Here is a 4,519-nt window from a genome sequence, read left to right on the forward strand (position 1 = left end):
TACCTACTGAGCTAAGCCGGCATCAAGTGCAGCGCATTCTAGGTAGAGCGGGCGACCTATGCAACAAAAAAATTGCTTTACGCGCACTTTCGCTCACAAATCAGTCAATTTTGCATGCTGTCATGCAATTCGCAGCCTGCAGCGTGCAAACATTCATCACCCGCAGCAATCATTCTCTACAATTTTATCCACTTTTGGCAAGCCTTGAGCGCCCCTTTCTCCGTGTCGGGCTTCTCATAACGCTTAACCCACAGCGGTAAACTGTGAGCGGGATCGATGCACCAAAAAGAAGATAGCTGCCCCGTGGTGCGGCATGGACTACATTTATTCCTCGCCCTTTCGCCGGCGTCATACCTTTCGCCGCTCTGGCGCAGTTATTGCTTATCTTCATTACCCCCATCCTGGAGGAATGACCGATGAAAATAGTGCCTGTCAACGCCGCTACGCTCCCAATTTACCGCGACGAGTTGGCCCACCTGTTGACCGATGCCATCACGCACGGCGCTTCGGTGGGCTACGATACCTTAATCCCCCATGAAGATGCCGAAAGTTACTTCCACAGTCTTCGTCCTGCTCTGGCTAAGGGTGAACGGCTGTTGTGGATTGCGCGCGATGAGCGCGGCGTCGTTGGCACCGTGCAACTCGAGCTTTGTCAGAAGCCGAACGGCCGCAATCGTGCGGAGGTGGTGAAGCTGCTGGTTCACAGCCGAGCTCGTCGCAACGGCGTCGGCCAGGCGCTGATGAAGACGCTGGAGCAAGCGGCATTGCAACAGCGGCGCGGGCTCCTGTACCTGGATACGCAGACAGGTTCGGCGGCGGAGGCGCTTTACCGCAGCCTAGGCTATCGCTGTCTGGGAGAAATACCGGATTATGCAGCCGGGCCCGATGGCTATTACCACCCGACCATCATTTATTACAAACGTCTGTTCATCGTGACCCCCTCTTCGCGCGCTATTGCCAGCTAGCCTCGAGGCGGTATCCTGACTCAATGATGCCGCCTTGCAACCCCGCTTTATCAACTGCGCGCCGCTTCGCACAATTGACATAAACTGCTGCCTATCGACAACTTTTGCGAAAAAAGTCTACGCCAAAAACGAAGCTGTCTATAATATGCAGCTTGTTTATTCTCTGGAGTTGGCGTCCGGCGCCTTTCCCAACCTGCGTTAACAGGCAGAATTTGGCTTATGATAAAAAGAGATCAATCTTTAGCAACGCCTTACCTACAGTTCGATCGTGCCCAGTGGGCTGCGTTGCGAGATTCGGTGCCGCTGACGTTGTCGGAAGAAGAGATCGTTAAACTGAAAGGGATTAACGAAGATCTCTCGTTGGAAGAAGTTGCGCAGATTTATCTGCCGCTGTCACGACTGTTGAACTTCTATATCAGTTCCAACCTGCGTAGGCAGGCGGTGCTGGAGCAATTCCTCGGCACTGACGGGCAAAAAATTCCTTATGTCATCGGCATCGCCGGCAGCGTAGCCGTCGGCAAGAGCACGACCGCGCGTCTGTTGCAGGCCCTGCTGAGCCGCTGGCCGGAACACCGCAGCGTTGAGCTGATCACTACCGACGGTTTCTTGCATCCTAACAAGGTGCTGAACGAACGCGGTTTGATGAAGAAAAAAGGCTTCCCGCAGTCCTACGATATGCATAGCCTGGTGAAGTTTGTGTCGGAAGTAAAATCCGGCGCCAAACGCGTCACCGCCCCGGTTTATTCCCATTTGATCTATGACGTAGTCCCCGAAGGCAATAAAGTCATCGAGCAGCCGGACATTCTTATTCTGGAAGGGCTTAACGTATTGCAAAGCGGTATGGATTATCCTCACGATCCGCATCGCGTATTCGTTTCCGATTTTGTCGACTTCTCTATATATGTCGATGCGCCGGAGACGCTATTGCAAAGCTGGTATATCAATCGTTTCCTGAAATTCCGTCAGGGCGCATTTTCCAATCCTGATTCTTATTTCCATAACTATTCAAAATTGCCTGAGCCGGAAGCGATTAATATTGCCACGCAATTATGGAATGAAATTAACGGATTGAATTTACAGCAGAACATACTGCCTACCCGCGAACGCGCGAGCCTGATTATGACCAAAAGCGCCAACCATGCCGTTGAAAGCGTGCGCTTAAGAAAATAAACCAACCGATCTAACAAGGGGGCGTTATCGCCCCCTTGTTTTACTTCACTATTCCGCGCTGCGCAGCGATATTTCCCCGCCGATAAAGGGTTTGATTTCCCCATCCTGCTCCAGCAAAAGCGCACCTTGTGAGTCGATACCCCGGGCGATACCCACAATCTGCCGCTCACCGATCAGCAGTTTGACCGGTCTATCGATAAAATTATCCAGCGCGCGCCAGCGGCCAATGAATGGCGCCAGTCCATCTATCTCAAACTGCTTTAACGACTGCCGCAGTTCATTGAGCAGAGTGGCGGTCAACTCATTACGATCGATGTTAATGCCGGCCTCTTGCAGGTTGATCCATCCCTGATTTATTCCGCCGGCATTGGTATCACGCATCGCCAGATTGATGCCGGCGCCAATAACCAGTTGGGCCGCATCGCCGGTTTTCCCCGTCAATTCAACCAGGATCCCCGCCAGTTTACGATCGTTCAGGTAAAGATCGTTGGGCCACTTCACGCGTACGTCTGCCGCACCGAGACGCTGCAGAACTTCTGCCATCACCATACCGATCACCAGGCTGAGCCCCATCGCTGCGGCCGGGCCTTGTTCCAATCGCCAAAACATCGACAGATACAAATTGGCACCGAATGGCGAGATCCACTGACGCCCACGACGCCCTCGCCCCGCCTGTTGATATTCAGCCACGCAGGCATCGCCCGAGTTCAATTCGGCAATGCGATCCAACAAATATTGGTTGGTGGAATCAACGACTGGCAACACGCTCACGCGCTTGTCTTCCAGCAGACTGAGAATGCGTTCGGCTTCCAGCAGCTGAATGGCGCCAGGAAGGCTGTAGCCTTTGCCTGGTACGGTAAAGACATCCAGTCCCCACTCGCGAATGGTCTGGATATGCTTATTAATTGCGGCACGGCTCATGCCCAATGACTCACCGAGGTGTTCTCCGGAATGGAACTCGCCGTCGGCCAGCAGTGCAATCAGCTTTAATGGGACCTTGGTATCTTTCATGACAGCACCGCCACAGCATTCAGCTCACCGGTCGCGCCAATAAAGCGCACCTCAGGTTCCAGCCACACGCCAAATTTATCGGCCACCGTTTTGCGTACATGGCGCGCCAGCGCCACCACATCCTGACTGTGCGCATTGTCGAGGTTCACCAGCACCAGCGCCTGCTGGCGGTGTACCGCTGCGCCACCGATACGATATCCCTTCAGTTCGCACTGATCGATCAACCAACCGGCAGCCAGCTTCACCTGGTCCCCCTGCTGCGGATAATGCGGCATGCCGGGGTATTGCGCGATGAGTTCAGCGGCTTTCCCCGCGTTTACCAGCGGATTCTTGAAAAAGCTGCCGGCGTTGCCGGTTTCACGCGGGTCTGGCAACTTACTGCGGCGCATCGCGCATACGGATTCAAATACCTGAAGCGGTGTCACCGTGGCGGGATCCAGCTTGGTCAGATCGCCATAACTCAGTTTGGGTTGCCATTGCTTGCTCAGACGCAGACCGAGCCCGACAATGACATACCCGGTTTGGAAACGGTGTTTGAAAATGCTTTCCCGATAGCCGAAACCACAATCGGCTGCCGGAATGCGATCGATGGCACCGGTGGAGAAATCCAGTAGATCGACATACTCACAGACATCTTTCAATTCGACACCGTAGGCGCCGATGTTCTGGATAGGGGCGGAGCCGGCCAAGCCGGGAATCAAGGCCAGGTTCTCCAACCCGCAGATGCCTGCCTGGAGCGTATATTGCACCAGATCGTGCCAATTCTCACCGGAACTGACGTGGATATACCAGGCGCCATTATCTTCCCGAACATCGATGCCCTTTAGCTGATTAACCATCACCGTGCCCGCAAAATCTTCCAGGAACAGCACGTTGCTACCTTCACCGAGAATCAGCAGCGGCTCCTGACGCTTGCGCGTTTGTTGCCAAACTTTGAGCATCAGCTCAATTCTATCGGCCATGATCAGGTGCGCTGCGTTGACCGGGAGCGCAAAAGTATTGTGGTTTTTTAAAGACGCGCTTTCAGTAGACATAACGTTCAGTACTCATCCGGAAATAATCTGTTGCCTAGTCTACTCGATTCGAGGCGTCTGGCTAATATTTGTTTTAATTAACGTGAAATTTATCGAGGAATGCGCGGAAGAATTAAGACTTATCTTTGATATAACAGGAAAACTCTTATCTACATGTTCATAAATAGACATTTTTATTATTTAAATAATAATCTGGAGCTATCAATTATATATTGAGCTGACAATTTACCTCATCAAAAACATTATGCATGCTTATGAGAGTATGGACATGCGCCCGAAATTGGCATTTTTATAAACAATAAAGACAGTCATGACATTATTTTACGCATAGCAAAAAGC

At 52.2% G+C, this 4,519-nt stretch carries 5 protein-coding genes; 3 read left to right on the plus strand and 2 right to left on the minus strand.

Going from position 1 to position 4,519, the window contains the following annotated elements:
* The 3 genes from GKN89_RS24440 to coaA form a co-directional block, all read left to right on the plus strand.
* On the plus strand, positions 1–260 hold a 260-nt coding region (locus tag GKN89_RS24440), incomplete at its 5' end, for a hypothetical protein (protein WP_230329036.1).
* A 156-nt stretch (positions 261–416) separates the two neighbouring features.
* Entirely contained in the window at positions 417–965 is a 549-nt protein-coding gene (locus tag GKN89_RS24165) for a GNAT family N-acetyltransferase (RefSeq protein WP_019456505.1), read from the plus strand.
* A 219-nt stretch (positions 966–1,184) separates the two neighbouring features.
* Complete coding sequence (gene coaA / locus GKN89_RS24170; protein ID WP_025160419.1) at positions 1,185–2,135, plus strand: type I pantothenate kinase; 951 nt, start codon at positions 1,185–1,187, stop codon at positions 2,133–2,135.
* 48 nt (positions 2,136–2,183) lie between these two features.
* Here the strand turns inward: coaA and birA are convergent, their stop codons facing one another.
* Entirely contained in the window at positions 2,184–3,146 is a 963-nt protein-coding gene (gene birA, locus GKN89_RS24175; protein ID WP_019456481.1) for a bifunctional biotin--[acetyl-CoA-carboxylase] ligase/biotin operon repressor BirA, read from the minus strand.
* Positions 3,143–4,180: a UDP-N-acetylmuramate dehydrogenase gene (gene murB, locus GKN89_RS24180; protein ID WP_019456480.1), complete on the minus strand. Its 1,038-nt coding sequence runs from the start codon at positions 4,178–4,180 to the stop codon at positions 3,143–3,145. Before murB ends, birA begins: the two co-directional genes overlap by 4 nt.
* Between the last annotated feature and the right edge of the window lie 339 nt (positions 4,181–4,519).

This window comes from Serratia sp. YC16, assembly GCF_009707615.1.
Taxonomy (GTDB): Bacteria; Pseudomonadota; Gammaproteobacteria; order Enterobacterales; family Enterobacteriaceae; genus Serratia; species Serratia surfactantfaciens.

Bases quoted from the DNA above. Each gene is read 5' to 3' on its own strand.
- murB (WP_019456480.1), bottom strand. From the start codon at position 4,180: ATGTCTACTGAAAGCGCGTCTTTAAAAAACCACAATACTTTTGCGCTC.
- GKN89_RS24165 (WP_019456505.1), top strand. From the start codon at position 417: ATGAAAATAGTGCCTGTCAACGCCGCTACGCTCCCAATTTACCGCGAC.
- coaA (WP_025160419.1), top strand. From the start codon at position 1,185: ATGATAAAAAGAGATCAATCTTTAGCAACGCCTTACCTACAGTTCGAT.
- birA (WP_019456481.1), bottom strand. From the start codon at position 3,146: ATGAAAGATACCAAGGTCCCATTAAAGCTGATTGCACTGCTGGCCGAC.